This window comes from uncultured Devosia sp. (genome assembly GCF_964244875.1).
Taxonomy (GTDB): domain Bacteria; phylum Pseudomonadota; class Alphaproteobacteria; order Rhizobiales; family Devosiaceae; genus Devosia.
Window position 1 is genome coordinate 160,341 of record NZ_CAXTKA010000006.1, and the last position, 14,730, is coordinate 175,070.

Below are 14,730 nucleotides of genomic sequence, written 5' to 3' on the forward strand. Positions count from 1 at the left end.
CCCGCGAGCCTTGGCTTCGCCGTAACCGCTCCGTTCCCCTTATCCGGCCCGTCGCAACGACACACCGCGTTCGGCGCGCAGGGGAGGTTGGGCCTGTGTGCGCGCAAACGCTGCCACGATGCCGTCCAATTCGCTTGCCTGCGCCTCAGTCTGCTCGATGGCGGCATTGGTTTGTTCCACCAGCGCCGCATTGCTTTGCGTCATTTCATCCATCTGCGCCATCGAACGGGTGACCAGCTGGATCGCGGCGGCCTGCGTGCGGCACGCACCGGCAATAGCGTGCATCAGCGTGCTGTTCTGGTCCACGGACGAAAGCACCGCTGCCAGCGTATCAGCCGCTTCCCCCACCAGCCGTGAACCACCGCTGACTTCGCTTGCCGACTGGTCGATCAAAACCTTGACGTCCGCCGAAGCGCTGGCAGCCGATTGCGCCAGCCGGCGAACCTCGACCGCGACCACTGCAAAGCCCTTGCCGGCGTCTCCGGCCCGCGCTGCCTCCACCGACGCGTTGAGCGCCAGGAGATTGGTCTGGAACGCAATATCGTCGATCAGCCCGATGATGCTGGAGATTTTGCCGGCCGATTGGGTGATCCGGGCCATGGCCGGCTCTGCCCGATCGCCGCCTGTCGCATTTGGGCGTCCTGCTGCTGCTGGTTGTTGCGCACGGCGCGGCCATTGGCGCCGAACACTTCCAGCGCCCGGGCGATCTGTCCCAATTCGTTGTGCTGGTCGGCGCCCGCCAGCGTCACGTCGAAATCGCCCTGCGCCATCTTGTCCATGGCCACCGACATCACCCGGATCGAGCCCGAGATCCAGCGTGCTATGGTGATCGCCAGCACCAGCCCGACCACCAGCGCCACCAACCCCGCTCCCAGCGCAATCAGGCGGGTCTGCCCGACTGCGCCTCGCCCGCTGCGCCCAGGGTCTGTTGCGCCTGCCTTGCGTCGGCGAGCTGGCCGTCATAGGCGGCTGCCAGTTCGGCATCGATCGCGGCCACCGTCTGCCCCAGGGACTGGCGCTGCGTGAGGCTCTGGTGTACCCCCACCATCGTCTGCGCGAATGGCGCCACCTGCGCGGCTACCCCGTCAACCTGTGCCACGTCCTCGGTCTTGAAGAAGATCGAGCGCAATTCGGTCAACGTCGCCAGCGTTTGCTGCGCCAGGTCCTGCGCCGCCGCAAATTGTCCGGCGTCCGTGGCGGCCAGTTGGCCGGCTGCGAGCCGCGTCTGCAGCAATTGCTGCATCGCCAGCCCCGAAATCGCGGCGGCCTTGGCATTGAGATTGGCAGATTGCGAGGCGTTGGCGATCATGCTCGCCAGTTGGGCAGTTGCCGCGTCGCCGGACTGCTGCATTTGCGTGGTCTGGGTCAGCACATCCTGGTCCAATGCGATCATCTGCCCCACCTGCGCGCTGTAGTCGGCCAGTTGCTCACCCAGCGGGGTCAGCCCGCTCACCGCCGCATTGGCGGTGCTGAGATCCGCCAACCGCGCTACGACCCCGGCGCCTGCTTCGGCGGTCGGGGTCACCTGGTAGCGCGAAAAGGCGAGCCTGGTGCGGCCCAGCTGGTCCACCAGCACGCCGATCTCGTCGGCTTGCGCCGCGACCCCGCGATAAAAGCTGAATGTGCCCGAAAGCGTTTGCACCCCCAGCCAGGCCACCACAACCAGCATGGCCAGAAGCGCGATCAACGCCGCAAAGGCACAATAAATACGTCCCGCAATGGACAGATGTGAAAGCGACATGGCCGGCCCTGGTGTTTGGAAATTGCGACGCAACTTCCCGACTAGGGCAGAAATGTTAACGAGCTTGGAACGCTTTAGTCATTGATCTGTATTATAATTTTGCGTTGTGCCCGATTTTCCAAGGCGAGCCGGGGCTCCAGATGATCCTCGAACAGCGCACGAGAATTTTGCCGTAAGGCGGCGAAAAAATCGCGCTCCGCCTGCAATGATACGCGCAGGAACCCCGCCATGCCCTCGACGCCGCCCGGCGCCAGCCGGTAATGCCCGCGCTCCAGCCGTTCCAGCAACGTGGTCTTGCTCGCAATCATGCCGGCAGTGGTCTTGGCGCCATTGCTCATCGACCCCGCCCGCTTGACGTAGTCATGCAGCGGCGTTCCGAGGTGAAACGATGCCGGCACGGTCCGATACAGCTGCAACAGGAATTCCAGGTCCGTCATGTTGCTCATGGTCAGATCATAGCGACCATCGGCCTTGGCGCGGTCCCAGGCAATCATGGAGTCCATCGATAGATTGACCCATTTATGCTCGCCGGGCCCCAGCGCCCGGTCCGGTCCGGCCGCAATGTCGCGCAAATGGGCAAAGCCTTCGTCCATCACGTCCAGCGCCGTGCTGACGATGCCATATTGCGCCAGGGCGGCTGCAACGCGCTCCAGCTTTTGTGGCTTCAGCCGGTCATCGGCATCCAGGATCGCAGCATAAGCGCTATCCAGCTGCTCCAGCGCCACATTGCGCGCCGCCGAGGCGCCCCCGCCGATCCGGCCGCTGCTCAATTGCCCGATGCGCCCGTCGACAATGCCGTGCCCTGCCAGGAACGCCGCGTAATCCGTTCCATCGTCGGAAACGATCACCAATTGCCAATGCGGATAGGTCTGCGCCAAGACGCTGCGCACCGTCGCAATGATCGTGTCCTCTGCCTTGTAGGCCGGGGTGATGACGGCGATGGTTTCGCTCATGCGTGTGCCCGTGCGCTGCGCAGATGGACTTGAACCGTCCCATCTCTTCCCCATATCCTGCCTGGGCGCCGGATGCCACTCCATAGGGTCCGGCCCAGACGTTGCTTGCTGATCAAGGACGCCCCGATGTCGCGTATTTCTGTGTTTTCCGCCCCGTTCCTGTTGGGCTTTGATGCGTTCGAAGAGCGGGTCGACCGGCTGGCCAAGTCCGCCGATGGTTACCCGCCCTACAATATCGAGCGCACAGTGCTGCCCGACGGCACCGAGAAATTCCTGGTTTCCATCGCGGTTGCGGGCTTTGCCGCCGCCGAGCTTGAAGTCATGGCCGAGGATAACCAGATCGTCGTGCGCGGCCGCCAGAAGGATGATCAAGCCAGGGAATATCTGCATCGTGGCATCGCCGCGCGGCAATTCCAGCGCTCGTTCCTCCTGGCCGACGGCATGATCGTGACAGATGCAACTTTAGGGCATGGTATGCTCGTTGTTGCTCTGGAGCGTCCGCAAGCGCCCAAGGTCGCCCGCCGTGTCGAAATTCGCTCAATATGAGGAAAGGGCCTGAAAATGTACGAAAAACGCCATGACGAGGCCACGAGCGGCGACGCTGTGCACCCGCTCAAGGATTTGACCAGCGCCCAGTTCGCCGCCCTTGGCGGCAATGCCGTCGCCTATCTGCGGCCGGTCAGCGGAGACGTGCTTTCCGCAATGATCACCGATGCCGAATTCGAGAACGACGCGGTCTATCAATTGCTGATGTCCGCCGATGGCACCCCGCTGCTCGTCACCGACACCGAAGCCGCGGTGACCGACTGGCTGGGTGACAAGAACCTTGGCCTCGCAACGCTGCACTAAGCCATACCTCGCACGCAAGCCGCCGTCTTCTCCGCGCTTACCGACTTGGTCACAGCCATGGCTTGGCCTTCCCCTCGCGGGGAGCGCCAGACCTGCACATTACGCCGCGCGGTGCGCCGCTACCGGGGCGGTCAGGGCTTGGTAGATCGCCGCGCTTGATTGCAACCCGCGCAATTGGTCCATCAGGTCTTCATTGCGCAGCACACGCGCCACGCGTGAGAGCGCCTTGAGGTGATCGGCGCCCGAGCCGGTCGGGGCCAGCAGCAGCATCACGATGTCCACCGGCAGATCGTCCAGCGCGTCGAATTCGATTGGCTCGTCGAGCCGGGCGAACACGGCGCAGACCTGCTTGAGGCCGGCAACCTTGCCATGGGGAATGGCAATGCCGTTGCCCAGCCCGGTCGAGCCCAGCTCTTCGCGGTTCTCGATTGCCGCCAAGAGCTCGCCGGCCGGCCGGCCGGTCAAGCCGGCGGCCGTGCTGGCGAGCTGTTCGAACAGTTGGTGTTTGGTTTTAACGCCGGTGCAAGTCAAAACGGCTTGCTCGGCCAGAATATCGGCCAATTCCATCAGTTTAGTCCTGCAATGACGCTGCTGGTTTACAACAATAGGGGTCTAATTGGCCCCAAGCGCCGGATCAATCCAGCCTATATTGCCATCGGAGCGGCGGTAGACCACATTGAGGCCGCCATGTCCAGCATGCCGGAACATGACCACGCCCGATTGCGTCAGGTCCAGTTCCATCACCGCCTCCCCGACACTGAGCGAACGCAAATTCTTGGTGGTCTCGGCAATCACCGGGGGCGCGTAATCCTCATCGAGTTCTTCCAGCTCGTCCGCGGCGCCCAGCACCGTATAGGCGGCCGTCGTGCCATCGCCATTGGCCGCCGCGCCCCGGCCGTGTGACTTGAGCTTGCGATTGTACCGTCGCATCCGTTTTTCGATATTGAGCGCCATGATCTCATAGGCCGAAATCGCGTCCCCGCCCTGCGCGCTCGATTGCAGAATGGCGCCGGAATCCAGATGCACGACGCAGTCCGCGCGAAAGCCGATGCCATCGGGCGTCAAGGTCAGATGTCCGTCATAGCCACCATCGAAATATTTGGCGACCACAGTTTTGAAATGATCCTCCGCCTTGCTGCGCAGGGCGTCGCCGACGTCCATGTTCTTGCCGGAAATGCGTAAGGTCATGGCTTCCTCTTTCGCTCTTTGGCGTCGAAAAACGACGCCTGGTTCGCCGAAAGCGGTGTTCCCGTCTTTCGGGATGACATGTGCATCCACATCGATGTGGGTGACACGCAAGCCCGATGCTAGACCCGCTCGGCCAAAGGAGGCAATGCGCAACACCGCCCAAGAGTTCGATTCAAGCGGTGACTTTGCCTGTTAGCCGCCTTAGCGTTCACGCGGGGCTTTGGCGCTGCCCTCATGATCGCCGGACACAGGCGTCCTTACGTCGCCCCTCAGCCTACGGCTTCCAGGTTTTTCTTTTGTCGCCGCCGGATCACCGAGGAGGGAATGTTCATGCCTTCGCGATACTTGGCCACCGTGCGCCGCGCGACATCGATGCCCTGTTCACGCTTGAGCAGGTCCGCAATGGTATCGTCCGACAGCACGTCGCTGAGCGGTTCGCCATCGATCAATTGGCGAATGCGGTGCCGCACCGCTTCGGCCGAATGCTCCAATCCGCCATCGCTGGACGATATCGCGGTGGTAAAGAAGTATTTCATCTCGAACAGCCCGCGCGGCGTCGCCAGATATTTGTTGGACGTCACCCGGCTGACGGTGGATTCGTGCATGTCGATGGTTTCGGCCACCATCTTGAGCGTCATCGGCCGCAAATGGGCGATGCCGTGCAGCAAGAAACCGTCCTGCTGGCGCACGATCTCCGCCGCCACCTTCAATATGGTCTGTGCCCGCTGGTCCAGGCTCTTGGTCAGCCAGTTCGCCGTTTGCAAGCAATCGCTCAAAAACGACTTCTCGGCGCTGTCGCGCGTCTTCTTGCTGACCCTGGCGTAGTAGACCCGGTTGACCAGCACCTTGGGCAGTACTTCGGTATTGAGCTCGATCTGCCAATCCCCGGTCGGCCCGGGCCTGACGAATACGTCGGGCACTACCGCTTCCACCGGCCCGATATCGAACGCCCGCCCCGGCTTGGGATCGAGCTGGCGCAACTCGGCCAGCATCTCGCCGATATCCTCGCGATCGCACCCCACGGCCCGCATCAGGGCCGGCATGTCGTGATCGGCCAGCAATTCGAGATTGTCCAGTAGCCGCATCATGATCGGGTCGAGCCGGTCCTTTTCGCGCAGCTGGATGGCCAGGCATTCCTTGACCGAGCGGGCAAACACCCCCAGCGGATCGCAGCCCTGCACCGCCTCGAGCACGGCCTCGACATCGGCAAGCTCCGCCCCCAATTGCTCGGCGATCGCCTGTGGCTCGACGGCGAGATACCCCGCTTCGTTCAGGTTATCGATCAAATAGCGGGCGATCAGCCGGTCGGCCGGTACGCGCAGGATCAGGTTGGTCTGGTTTTCCAGATGCTCGCTCAGCCGCGGTCGCGCCGCCACGAACTGGTCGATATCGGGCGCTTCGCCTCCCTCGGCCGCGCCATTGCGGTCGAGCCGGCCGGCGGGGTTGAGCTGGTCCTGTCCCGGCTGGTCGGGAAATACGTTCTCCACCGCCGTGTCATAGCCATCGGCAATCGCGTCGGCGCTCTGGATGCGCTCGCCATGATCCACCGTGTCTTCGAACGATTGCCCCTCGACGGCGCGCTCGGCCTCGGGCGCCTCGCCATCGCCGGCTTCGGCGCCATCTTCGCGCTCCAGGAGCGGATTGCGCAACAGCTCGGTATCGACGAAATCATTGAGTTCGAGATGGCTCAGCTGCAGCAGCCGGATCGACTGCATCAGCTGCGGCGTCAGCGTCAGGCTTTGGGCCTGGCGAAACTCCAGCCGCGGCGAAAGCGCCATATGAACTCGTCCCCTGGCCAAATACCGGCTGTTTCCAGCCGCTTCCCAGCCGGACCATGCCGCATTTTTTGGCAACTCGCAAGCTGGCGGCAAATTCCATGCCAACCGCGGTTAAGCCGCTAGATCTCGAAATTCTCGCCCAGGTAGACCCGGCGCGCATCCGGGTCGGCACTGATGGTTTCGGGCTTGCCCTGGATCATCACCTTGCCGCCATGGATCAGATAGGCCCGGTCCACCAGCCCCAGCGTTTCGCGCACCGCATGGTCGGTGACCAGAACGCCGATGCCGCGCCGCGTCAACTGCTTGACCAGTCCTTTGACCTCGGCCACCGCGATCGGATCGACCCCGGCAAACGGCTCGTCCAGCAGCATGAAAATAGGATCGGCCGCCAGTGCCCGCGCGATTTCCACCCGCCGCCGCTCGCCGCCCGACAGCGACAGCGCATTGGAGCGCGCCAGATGGCCGATGGAAAATTCCTCCAACAGCGCCTCGAGGCGCAGCTTGCGCTGGCCGCGGTCGCGCACATGGCTTTCCAGCACCGCCATGATATTGCCGCGCACGCTCATGCCGCGAAAGATCGAGGGCTCCTGCGGCAGGTAGCCGATGCCCAGCCGCCCGCGCTGGAACAGCGGCAGGTGCGTGATGCCCCGCCCATCAAGGTTGATGGTGCCGCTATCGGGCTTTACCAGCCCCATGATCATGGTGAAGACAGTGGTCTTGCCCGCCCCATTTGGGCCTAGAAGACCAACAGCCTCCCCGCGCCGCACCGCGATCGAGACGTCGCGCACCACATGGCGCTTGCCAAAGCTCTTGGCCAGGCTATGGGCAACCAGCCAGCCGGTCTGGTCGATCCGGGGCGCGCCCGTCGCATCCGTCATTGCGAGGTGAACACCCCGGTCACCCGCCCGCCGGTGCTGCCGCCGGTAAATGTCGACACATTGGTGGCAAGATTGACCACCAACTCGCCCGAGCCCACCGTGCTGCCCGCATTGGTTACTACCACATTGCCGCTTAGTCGCAGCAGTTGATCGGCCGGGGTGAATACGGCCCGTTCACCGGTCGCTTCCTGCTCGCTGGTGGTCAACTTCACGTTGCCGGTAGCGACAAAGGTCTGGATATCGCTGGTCCCGCCGCTGCCATAGGTCGCCACCACGCGGTCGGCATTGACCACCACCGTGGGGTGGTTGACCACTACATGGCCGCTGAACACCGCTTCGCTATTGGCTTCGGTCACCGTAAAGGTATCGGCGCTGATCTCCACCTTCTGCTGCGCCAAGGCTTGCGCGCTCATCACTATCGCCAGCCCCGCACCCAAAACGCTCGATGATAACTTCATGGCTTTTGCGCTCCCGGCGTCGCAGGCAGGGTGACCGCGGCGTCGCTGAAAGTCCAGAGCCTGGATTTGGCTTCGTAGACCATCCCCTTAGCCACCAATTGCGTGCCATCGGCATAGGTCACGTTCACCTCCCCCTTGCCGGTGAGCACCTGGCTTGCCCAGTCGAACACCGAATTCTCCAGCACGCTGTGGGTTCCCGTGCTCTCCACCACCTCGGCTGCGCCCGGAATAGACACCACTTCCCTGGTCGTGTCCAATTGTGCCAGCGGCGCGCTGATCCGGGTGGTGACGCCGTTGGTGCGGGTGATCAACAGCGCCGCGTCTGCCAGGTTGATGATGTCGCGCGCCTCGATTCCCGCCAGGGCCGTCGACGCCGACACATGATAGAGCGAACCGTCGTCGAGGACGCCGGTATATTCGGGCGCATCGATCTTGACGCTGTCTCCCGAAACCGAAATCTGCCCGATGCCGAACCGTCCCGCCAGGCTTGACAGGTAAATCTGCCCCACCAGCCTCACCAGCACCAGGGCGCCGATCACCGGAACCGCGATGCGCAGGATATCGACCACCCGGTTGCGCACCGCCAGGCGTCGATAGGTTCGCAGGCGTTCGCTAGCGTCGCCGTGTGCGCTCATCTGGCCTCAGCTATGGGCGAAAATGTCGGTTTCTTCCCAGCCCAGCAGGTCAAGCTCGCATCGGGTCTTGAGAAACTCAAAGCATTCCAGCGCCAGCTCCATGCGGTTTTCCCGCTTGAGCATGCGGTCCAGGTGCCGCTTGAGATCGTGCAGATACAACACGTCCGATGCGGCATAATCGAGTTGCGCATCGCTGATCTTGTCGGCGCCCCAGTCCGAACTCTGCTGTTGCTTGCTCAAATCGATGTTGAGCAATTCGCGCACCAGATCCTTGAGCCCGTGCCGGTCGGTATAGGTGCGCACCAGCTTGGAGGCGATCTTGGTGCAATAGACCGGGCCGGTCATCACCCCGAAGCGCTTCTTGAGCACCGCCACGTCGAACCGCGCATAGTGGAAAATCTTGGTCACGCCCGGATCGGCCAACAGCTTTTCCAGGTTCGGGGCCGAGCTGACATCGGCCGGTAACTGCACCACATCGGCGCTGCCATCGCCGGGCGAGAGCTGGATCACGCAGAGTCGGTCCCGATGGGGCTGCAGGCCCATGGTCTCGGTATCGATTGCTACCTCGCGGCCGCCATAATTGGAAAGGTCGGGCAAATCCCCGCGATGCAGTCTGGTGGCCATGTCGCTCTCATGTGTGCTTTGTGCCGTGATGACACGCCAACAAGGCATTGGAAAGGCGGATATGACGCCCCGATGACGCCGACTGGTTGCCAATGCCGAAAAACCAGAACGCCGACCCCGCCATTTGCGGGATCGGCGTACACGCAGCAGTGATGCTGGAAAACTGGTGCCCAGAAGAAGACTCGAACTTCCACACCTTGCGGTACACGGACCTGAACCGTGCGCGTCTACCAATTCCGCCATCTGGGCAGGCGCGGTGTAACTAGGGGCAGCGCCGGCCGATGTCAATCGGGTTTGTTGCGGCTGCTCTCCAGGCAAAACATTGAGTCCCGCGGCTTTACCGATCGTGAACCAGCTTTGCAGCATCGACGCGCGCACTCGACAGTCCGCCGCGCCTTGGGCTAGAAGCGGGATGACACGCGCGCCGGCCGGGAGCTTCGCCATGGATCGCTTCGAACCTCAAATCGTAACCATTTTTGGTGGAGCCGGCTTTGTCGGCACGCAAGTGGTGCAGGCGCTGGCGCGCCAGGGTCACCGTATCCGCGTCGCCACCCGCCGCCCGGGCCTGGCGGGCCACACCAAGATGCTGGGCTCGGTCGGCCAGATCCTTCCCATCCAGGCCAATGTGCGCGATTCTGCCTCGGTGGAACACGCCGTCAGGGGCGCCGATATCGTCATCAACCTCGTCGCCGTGGGTTTTGAGCGCGGCGCGCAGTCCTTTGCCGCCATCAACGAGCAGGGCGGTGCCAACGTCGCCGCGGCCGCCAAGGCCGCTGGCGCCAAGGCGCTGGTGCATATGTCGGCCCTGGGGGTCGATACCGCGACCGAAAGCCTTTACGCCCGCTCCAAGCTGGCGGCGGAAACCGCCGTGCTCGCCGCCTTCCCCCAGGCGGTGATCATGCGCCCCTCGCTGATGTTCGGCCGCGACGATGGCTTTTTCAACCTGATGGGCGGGTTGGCGCGCATGTTTCCGGTCATGCCGCTGATCTCGGGCACCACGCGCTTTCAGCCGGTCTATGTCGGTGATGTCGCCGAAGCCATCGCCATGGCCGCCCATGGCCAGGTCAAGACCGGCCGGGTTTATGAACTCGGTGGCCCCCAGGTCGAGACCCACAAGGCCCTGTTGCAACGCGTGCTGCGCGAAGCTGCCCGGACCAGGCCCTTGCTGCCCATCCCCCCCGCAATTGCCAAATTGCTGGCCTTGCCCTTTGCGATACTGCCGTTTCCGCCCTTGTTGACCGCCGACCAGGTCGAACTGCTGGGCACCGACAACGTCGTCTCCGACGCCGCCATACGCGATAAGCGCACCCTGGCCGGCTTCGGCATCGTTCCCACCGGCATGGACACCATCCTGCCCACCTATATGTGGCGTTTCCGCAAGCATGGCCAGTTCGACCGCGCCGAGACTCATCCGAGAGCCTGAAGCGTTCCAATAGCAGTTCCGGTTGTCATACAGGCTCAAGCCTATGCTCCCCTCTGCGCTTGAGGGAAGGGCTGTCCTGCTCGGCTTGCGGCACAATCCCGCCAGCACCACCGCGCGGCTCCTCCCCCTGCCAGGGGGAGGTTGGGTGGGGGTCCTGGAGACCCGATATCGAGACCAGCCCACCCCCATCTTGATCCTCCCCCGGTCAGGGGGAGGTGTCGACTGTGCGAATTGGCCGTAGGCGATAGTCCATGCTTCGTTTCGTTTCCACTGTCGCATTCGGTGGGGTGACGCGGTCGGTATCGTCCACAAAAACAATCTCAAGATATATCTTGAATACGCATATGACCGCTCATATCTTGCTTGTCACCGCAACCAAGATATATCGGAGACTGATCATGAGACAATATTGGCGAGAGGGCGAGCCCAATTGGCGCCGGCTGGAAGCCATGGCGCGGCGCGGCTGGGGCCGCTTTGCCCAGGGCGGCGAAGGCGAAGGCTTTGGCAATATGGGCGGCAATTTCCGCATCGGCCGCATGCTGGCCTCAGGCGATCTGCGCCTTGTCGCACTCTACCTGATCGAGCAGCAGCCGCGTCACGGCTATGATTTGATCAAGGCCGTCGAGGACCAATCGCATGGCTTTTATTCGCCTAGCCCAGGCATCGTCTATCCGGCCCTGACCTTTCTTGAGGAAGCCGGCTATGTGACCTCCGAGGTCGATGGCAACAAGAAGCTTTATACCATTACCGAGGAAGGCCGCGGCCATCTGGCCGACAATCGCGAGGCCATCCAGTCCACGCTGAACGTGCTGGCCAAGGCCGGCGAGCAGATGCAGCGCTTCCGCGAATTCGCCAAGAGCGACTGGCCCTTTAATCGCGAAGGCGGCGAGCATCCGCATAGGCATGGCCCCGGCTTTGCCGGCGGGCCCGATCGCGACATGGCCGAGGTCCTGCCCGAGGTCAACGACGCCCGCCGCGATCTCAAGGCGGCGATCAGGACTGCCAGTGCCAAGAGCGAAGACGTGCAGCGCCGCCTGGCGGAAGTCCTGCGTCGCGCGGCCGCCGACATCAACGGCCTCAACGACGCCCAGCACGACGAGGACGTGGACATCTGAGACTCGCTCGTTGCCACCAATCGGTGCCCTCGACCTGAGCCGGGGGCACAAGCGTTTTGGCGTGTGGCGCAGTGTAATCGGCTTGGCGGTGGCACAACTAACATGTTAGTCTCCGCGCCATGCACGATCTCATCGAAACCCCGCCACTCCAGCTTCTCGATCGCCAGGCCGCCGGCGAACGCTTGGTCGCTCGGCTCAAGGGCACTATTGCCGTCGATAAGATGATGACCGACCCGCTGATGACCTATGCCTGGTCCGGCGACGCGTCATCCTATCGGCTGATCCCCGCTGCGGTAGTGTTCATCAATTCCGAGGATGACGTGCGCGCCGTCATGGCCGCCGCCCGCGCCGAACACCTGTCCATCACTTTCCGTGCAGCCGGTACGTCACTGTCCGGCCAGGCCGTGACCGACGGAGTCCTGGCCGTCCTCGGCGATGGCTGGCGCACCATGCGTATCCATCCCGGCGCCGACCAGATCACGCTTGGCCCGGCCATCATCGTGGCCCACGCCAATGCCGCGCTGAAACAATTCGATCGCAAGATCGGTCCCGATCCTGCCTCTCAAGCTACCTGCAAGATCGGCGGCGTGGTCAACAACAATTCCTCGGGCATGTGTTGCGGCGTTGCCCAGAACACCTATCACACCATGGCCCGGCTGCGCATCGTTCTGACCGACGGCACCGTGCTGGATTCTGGCGACGAAGCCTCATGTGCCGCGTTCCGCACCAGCCACGCCGCCATGCTGGTGGGGCTGCAGGCCCTGCACCACGACGTAATGGCCGATCCCGATCTGGTCGCCCTGATCCGCCGCAAATACAAGATCAAGAACACCGTGGGCTATTCCCTCAACGCGCTGGTCGACTACCATGACCCGCTCGATATCCTGATCCGTCTGATGGTGGGCTCCGAAGGCACGCTCGGCTTCGTGTCGGAAGTCACCTACAACACCGTCCCCGAACACCCCTTCAAGTCGACAGCCCTGGTGCCCTTTCCCGATCCGCGATCGGCTGGCCGCGCCATTATCAAGCTCGCCAACAATGGCGTTCAGGTCACCACCGGCGTCACCGCCGCCGAATATATCGAGCGCCGCGCCCTGGCCACCGTCGAGCATCTCGCACCCATGGCGCCCCTTCTGCCCTATCTGACGGATACCTCGCCTGCGGTGCTCATCGACGTGACCGCCCCCGATGCCGCAACGCTGGCGCAGGAAGTCCGGCGTGCGGGTGAAATTCTCGCCTCCGAAGGCGCCACCCACATGGATTTTTCCACTGATGAGCATCGCTCCCATGCTCTCTGGGATATCCGCAAAGGCTTCTTCGCCTCGGGCGGTGCCGCCCGCCCCAAGGGCACCTCGATGCTGACCGAAGACGTGGCCGCCCCGATCGAGCGGCTGGCCGAGTTCGTCCTCGACATGCGCGCGCTGCTTGATGAGCATGGCTATGATGATGCGATCATCTTCGGCCACGCCCTGGCTGGCAACCTGCACTTCCAGATGAGCGACAACTTCGCACTGCCCGGTGCTGCCGAAAAATTCGATGCGTTTTCCGAAGCCTTGTCTGACCTGGTCTCATTGCGCTATGGCGGCTCCCTCAAGGCCGAACACGGCACGGGCCGCGCCATCGCGCCCTTCGTCGAGGCCGAATGGGGCGCCAAGGCCTATGGCCTGATGCACCGGATCAAGGCGCTGTTTGATCCGGAAAACCTGCTCAATCCCGGCGTTCTGCTCAATGCCGATCCCAAGGTGCATATCCAGAACCTCAAGGTCATGCCGCTGGCCGACGACATCGTCGACCTCTGCATCGAATGCGGTTTTTGCGAGCCGGCCTGTCCCAGCCATCAGATGACGCTGTCGCCGCGCCAGCGCATCGCCGTCACCCGCGAACGGGCCCGTCTGCGCCGCAGCGGCGAAGACCCGATCCGCCTCAAGCGGCTCGACGATGACTTTCAGTATGCGGGGCTGGATACCTGCGCCGCCTGCAACTTGTGCTCGCTGCGCTGCCCCGTCGGCATCCAAACCGGCACCATGGTCATCGGCGAGCGCGCCGAACGCCGGGGGGGTGTGTCCCGTTCTGTGGCGGCCTTTGCGGCGAAACATACAGGCGGCATCGAAAATGCGATGCGCGCCGGTGTTGGCTTGGCCGATGCCGCCAAGGCAATGGTTTCAGCACACGCCATTGCTGCCATGACCGAAACCGCCCGCCGCCTCAGCGGTAATCGCATTCCTCGTATCTACAAGGCCCTCAAGCCCGGTCCCGGCGCCCCTGCCGTGCCCGTTTCGCGCCATGGCCCGCTTGTTAGCGGCTTTCCGCTGCCGATCGCGCAGTCGGCGTGCCCGCGCGTGGTTTATTTCCCCAGTTGCGCCACTCGCATGTTCGGCGCGCCGGAAACGCCTTATAATTTGCTGTCTGCTCCCGATGCCATGCTGGCCCTGCTGCTGCGCGCCGGATTTGACGCGGTCATGCCGTCAGACCTGACCGGCCAATGCTGCGGCCAGCCTTTTTCATCCAAGGGATTTCCCGCCCAGGCCGAGACGTTGGGCAACGCGCTCCACGCCCAATTTAATGCACTGTCCGGCGACGGCACTATCCCCGTGGTCACCGATGCCTCCACTTGCGCCAAGCATCTGCGTGAATTTCCCGGCACCGCGCCGGTGTTGGATTCGGCCGAATTCATACTCAGCGACCTCCTACCGCGTCTGACCATAACCCAGCCCTTGCCGGTGCTTGCCGTGCACCACAATTGCTCCGCCCAGCGGCTGGGTGAACAGCCCGCTATCGAAACCGTTGCCAGCGCCTGCGCCACGCAGATTGCAGTACTGTCCTCCGTGACCTGCTGTGGCTATGCCGGCGACAAGGGCCTGTTCCTGCCCGAACTCAACCAACATGCCACCCGCTTCGTGCGCAACGACATACCGGCAGGCTGCACACTTGGCGTTTCGACGGTGTCCACCTGTGCTTCCGGTCTGAGCGAACAGGCCGGCATTCCCTTTGTCGGGCTCGCCAGCCTCCTGGAATATGCTACGCGTCCATCAGCCTGAGGCAGTCCGTTACTGGGCAAGCCCTTGCGATGCCGCCTTGGGGCGCCGTA

Annotated in this window: 16 protein-coding genes and 1 tRNA gene; 5 read left to right on the forward strand and 12 right to left on the reverse strand. The window is 63.2% G+C overall.

Annotated features, from left to right (window positions below):
* Nucleotides 1–39 precede the first annotated feature (39 nt).
* The 4 genes from ACFE8X_RS09495 to ACFE8X_RS09510 form a co-directional block, all read right to left on the reverse strand.
* Nucleotides 40–600 (reverse strand): methyl-accepting chemotaxis protein, encoded by a 561-nt coding sequence (locus ACFE8X_RS09495; protein WP_375451220.1) that lies wholly within the window; start codon nt 598–600, stop codon nt 40–42.
* On the reverse strand, nt 549–860 hold the full coding sequence (locus ACFE8X_RS09500) for a HAMP domain-containing protein (RefSeq protein ID WP_375451221.1): 312 nt from the start codon (nt 858–860) through the stop codon (nt 549–551). Before ACFE8X_RS09500 ends, ACFE8X_RS09495 begins: the two co-directional genes overlap by 52 nt.
* 20 nt (nt 861–880) lie before the next feature.
* Complete coding sequence (locus ACFE8X_RS09505; protein WP_375451222.1) at nt 881–1,741, reverse strand: hypothetical protein; 861 nt, start codon at nt 1,739–1,741, stop codon at nt 881–883.
* Between the two features lie 74 nt (nt 1,742–1,815).
* On the reverse strand, nt 1,816–2,694 hold the full coding sequence (locus tag ACFE8X_RS09510) for a glycosyltransferase family 2 protein (RefSeq protein WP_375451223.1): 879 nt from the start codon (nt 2,692–2,694) through the stop codon (nt 1,816–1,818).
* A gap of 126 nt (nt 2,695–2,820) precedes the next feature.
* On the opposite strand from ACFE8X_RS09510, the gene ACFE8X_RS09515 reads away from it, so the two are divergent.
* Together ACFE8X_RS09515 and ACFE8X_RS09520 are read left to right on the forward strand one after the other, a co-directional pair.
* On the forward strand, nt 2,821–3,240 hold the full coding sequence (locus tag ACFE8X_RS09515; protein WP_375451224.1) for an Hsp20 family protein: 420 nt from the start codon (nt 2,821–2,823) through the stop codon (nt 3,238–3,240).
* Between the two features lie 15 nt (nt 3,241–3,255).
* A complete protein-coding gene (locus ACFE8X_RS09520; RefSeq protein WP_375451225.1) occupies nt 3,256–3,543 on the forward strand; it encodes a DUF1150 family protein in 288 nt (95 codons plus the stop codon).
* 99 nt (nt 3,544–3,642) lie between these two features.
* Here ACFE8X_RS09520 and ACFE8X_RS09525 read toward each other — a convergent pair whose 3' ends face one another.
* The 8 genes from ACFE8X_RS09525 to ACFE8X_RS09560 form a co-directional block, all read right to left on the reverse strand.
* The gene (locus tag ACFE8X_RS09525; protein ID WP_375451226.1) at nt 3,643–4,110 is read right to left on the reverse strand and encodes a PTS sugar transporter subunit IIA; all 468 of its coding nucleotides are present in this window, start codon (nt 4,108–4,110) and stop codon (nt 3,643–3,645) included.
* 45 nt (nt 4,111–4,155) lie between these two features.
* Entirely contained in the window at nt 4,156–4,731 is a 576-nt protein-coding gene (locus ACFE8X_RS09530) for an HPF/RaiA family ribosome-associated protein (RefSeq protein ID WP_375451227.1), read from the reverse strand.
* Between the two features lie 269 nt (nt 4,732–5,000).
* The gene (rpoN, locus tag ACFE8X_RS09535; protein WP_375451228.1) at nt 5,001–6,509 is read right to left on the reverse strand and encodes an RNA polymerase factor sigma-54; all 1,509 of its coding nucleotides are present in this window, start codon (nt 6,507–6,509) and stop codon (nt 5,001–5,003) included.
* A 119-nt stretch (nt 6,510–6,628) separates the two neighbouring features.
* Nucleotides 6,629–7,387 carry an LPS export ABC transporter ATP-binding protein gene (gene lptB, locus ACFE8X_RS09540; protein ID WP_375451229.1) on the reverse strand — a complete coding sequence of 253 codons (759 nt, stop codon included), beginning with the start codon at nt 7,385–7,387 and terminating at the stop codon, nt 6,629–6,631.
* Entirely contained in the window at nt 7,384–7,845 is a 462-nt protein-coding gene (locus ACFE8X_RS09545) for an LptA/OstA family protein (RefSeq protein WP_375451230.1), read from the reverse strand. Before ACFE8X_RS09545 ends, lptB begins: the two co-directional genes overlap by 4 nt.
* Nucleotides 7,842–8,480: a hypothetical protein gene (locus ACFE8X_RS09550; RefSeq protein ID WP_375451231.1), complete on the reverse strand. Its 639-nt coding sequence runs from the start codon at nt 8,478–8,480 to the stop codon at nt 7,842–7,844. Before ACFE8X_RS09550 ends, ACFE8X_RS09545 begins: the two co-directional genes overlap by 4 nt.
* A gap of 6 nt (nt 8,481–8,486) precedes the next feature.
* Nucleotides 8,487–9,104, reverse strand: coding sequence for a ribonuclease D (locus ACFE8X_RS09555; protein WP_375451232.1), 618 nt, complete (start codon nt 9,102–9,104; stop codon nt 8,487–8,489).
* Nucleotides 9,105–9,268: 164 nt separating this feature from the next.
* Nucleotides 9,269–9,353, reverse strand: a tRNA-Leu gene (locus tag ACFE8X_RS09560).
* 193 nt (nt 9,354–9,546) lie between these two features.
* Between ACFE8X_RS09560 and ACFE8X_RS09565 the strand changes: the two genes are divergently transcribed.
* The 3 genes from ACFE8X_RS09565 to ACFE8X_RS09575 all read left to right on the forward strand — a co-directional run bounded on the left by ACFE8X_RS09565 (nt 9,547) and on the right by ACFE8X_RS09575 (nt 14,680).
* Nucleotides 9,547–10,527 carry a complex I NDUFA9 subunit family protein gene (locus ACFE8X_RS09565; protein ID WP_375451233.1) on the forward strand — a complete coding sequence of 327 codons (981 nt, stop codon included), beginning with the start codon at nt 9,547–9,549 and terminating at the stop codon, nt 10,525–10,527.
* Between the two features lie 398 nt (nt 10,528–10,925).
* Nucleotides 10,926–11,642: a PadR family transcriptional regulator gene (locus ACFE8X_RS09570; protein WP_375451234.1), complete on the forward strand. Its 717-nt coding sequence runs from the start codon at nt 10,926–10,928 to the stop codon at nt 11,640–11,642.
* 119 nt (nt 11,643–11,761) lie between these two features.
* Nucleotides 11,762–14,680 carry an FAD-binding and (Fe-S)-binding domain-containing protein gene (locus ACFE8X_RS09575; RefSeq protein WP_375451235.1) on the forward strand — a complete coding sequence of 973 codons (2,919 nt, stop codon included), beginning with the start codon at nt 11,762–11,764 and terminating at the stop codon, nt 14,678–14,680.
* The last annotated feature ends 50 nt before the right edge of the window (nt 14,681–14,730 follow it).

Bases quoted from the DNA above. Each gene is read 5' to 3' on its own strand.
- rpoN (WP_375451228.1), bottom strand. From the start codon at position 6,509: ATGGCGCTTTCGCCGCGGCTGGAGTTTCGCCAGGCCCAAAGCCTGACG.
- ACFE8X_RS09525 (WP_375451226.1), bottom strand. From the start codon at position 4,110: ATGGAATTGGCCGATATTCTGGCCGAGCAAGCCGTTTTGACTTGCACC.
- ACFE8X_RS09565 (WP_375451233.1), top strand. From the start codon at position 9,547: ATGGATCGCTTCGAACCTCAAATCGTAACCATTTTTGGTGGAGCCGGC.
- ACFE8X_RS09550 (WP_375451231.1), bottom strand. From the start codon at position 8,480: ATGAGCGCACACGGCGACGCTAGCGAACGCCTGCGAACCTATCGACGC.
- ACFE8X_RS09520 (WP_375451225.1), top strand. From the start codon at position 3,256: ATGTACGAAAAACGCCATGACGAGGCCACGAGCGGCGACGCTGTGCAC.
- lptB (WP_375451229.1), bottom strand. From the start codon at position 7,387: ATGACGGATGCGACGGGCGCGCCCCGGATCGACCAGACCGGCTGGCTG.
- ACFE8X_RS09510 (WP_375451223.1), bottom strand. From the start codon at position 2,694: ATGAGCGAAACCATCGCCGTCATCACCCCGGCCTACAAGGCAGAGGAC.
- ACFE8X_RS09505 (WP_375451222.1), bottom strand. From the start codon at position 1,741: ATGTCGCTTTCACATCTGTCCATTGCGGGACGTATTTATTGTGCCTTT.
- ACFE8X_RS09555 (WP_375451232.1), bottom strand. From the start codon at position 9,104: ATGGCCACCAGACTGCATCGCGGGGATTTGCCCGACCTTTCCAATTAT.
- ACFE8X_RS09545 (WP_375451230.1), bottom strand. From the start codon at position 7,845: ATGAAGTTATCATCGAGCGTTTTGGGTGCGGGGCTGGCGATAGTGATG.
- ACFE8X_RS09570 (WP_375451234.1), top strand. From the start codon at position 10,926: ATGAGACAATATTGGCGAGAGGGCGAGCCCAATTGGCGCCGGCTGGAA.
- ACFE8X_RS09515 (WP_375451224.1), top strand. From the start codon at position 2,821: ATGTCGCGTATTTCTGTGTTTTCCGCCCCGTTCCTGTTGGGCTTTGAT.
- ACFE8X_RS09495 (WP_375451220.1), bottom strand. From the start codon at position 600: ATGGCCCGGATCACCCAATCGGCCGGCAAAATCTCCAGCATCATCGGG.
- ACFE8X_RS09575 (WP_375451235.1), top strand. From the start codon at position 11,762: ATGCACGATCTCATCGAAACCCCGCCACTCCAGCTTCTCGATCGCCAG.
- ACFE8X_RS09530 (WP_375451227.1), bottom strand. From the start codon at position 4,731: ATGACCTTACGCATTTCCGGCAAGAACATGGACGTCGGCGACGCCCTG.